Origin of the sequence: Allobosea sp. TAF32, assembly GCF_052113585.1 — a bacterium.
Classification (GTDB): domain Bacteria; phylum Pseudomonadota; class Alphaproteobacteria; order Rhizobiales; family Beijerinckiaceae; genus Allobosea.
Window position 1 is genome coordinate 1 of sequence record NZ_JBFRDM010000038.1, and the last position, 879, is coordinate 879.

Genomic DNA, 879 nt, shown 5'->3' on the forward strand with positions numbered 1-879 from the left:
CCGCTGCGGCAGAGCTGGCGCTGTGCAACCTGATGAACGCCGCCGGGCACTACAAGGCCACGCATTCCGAGATTGACCGCGAGGCCCTGTCTGCCACGATCAAAGCCGCTGCCGCCCATCTGGAAGCCGCAGCCATCCGGGCGCAGGGGGGAGTGAGATGGCGGACCGGAAATACGAGAAAAAGTACGGCAAGGGTCCTCACCTCACTGCAGATGCAGTGGTCCGGCGCGCTGACGAGTTTGCATTGATCCGGCGCAAGAAGGACGGAAGTTGGGCTCTTCCAGGCGGCTTCCTCGATCAGGGGGAAACGTTTGCTGACTGCGCCCTTCGGGAGTTCAAGGAAGAGGCCGGGGTCGATTTGCGCGCCGATMCGAGGCGAATTCTTGCGATCTAAGGCCGATGGCATTCGACGCGATCGATCGAGATCCACGCAGTCGGATTATTTCAGGCGCCGTGCTRATCACGCTGTCGAAGAGCGTCRATCGACCTGCCCTSATTGCCGGCGATGATGCTGAAGACGCAGGCTGGTTCCACCGCGGCGAAATTCCCAAGCTCTATGCMGACCACAACCAGATTTTGAAGGYGCTGGACGCCCTCTATCCCTGASGCGGACGGGACTGTCCGCATGACGSCCCSAAACAGAATAGCGCCGGGGCTCCCCGGCGCTATGAAGTCACCACCCGCGGTAATGRCGGCGATATCCATGAGCCGGCGCCCATGGCGGCGGGCCGCCGTAGCGGCGGCCATATCCGTAGCCGTAATGGCTCCGATAGCCGTGGCGATGGCCATAGCGAGGACCATAGTAGCCACGGCGTCCGTAGTGGCCCGTGAACTCCGCGCTGCTCTGGTCGAGGTGCTGAGCCATGGATGGCGGCAGCG

At 62.8% G+C, this 879-nt stretch carries 2 protein-coding genes and 1 pseudogene; 2 read left to right on the top strand and 1 reads right to left on the bottom strand.

Going from position 1 to position 879, the window contains the following annotated elements:
• Together AB4Z16_RS28050 and AB4Z16_RS28055 are read left to right on the top strand one after the other, a co-directional pair.
• On the top strand, positions 1-248 hold a 248-nt coding region (locus tag AB4Z16_RS28050; RefSeq protein WP_441514582.1), incomplete at its 5' end, for a hypothetical protein.
• Positions 158-394 (top strand): NUDIX hydrolase, encoded by a 237-nt coding sequence (locus tag AB4Z16_RS28055; protein WP_441514581.1) that lies wholly within the window; start codon positions 158-160, stop codon positions 392-394. The genes AB4Z16_RS28050 and AB4Z16_RS28055, both read left to right, overlap by 91 nt.
• A 279-nt stretch (positions 395-673) precedes the next feature.
• On the opposite strand, the pseudogene AB4Z16_RS28060 reads toward AB4Z16_RS28055, so the two are convergent.
• A pseudogene (locus AB4Z16_RS28060) lies at positions 674-879 on the bottom strand (hypothetical protein); the annotation flags it as partial.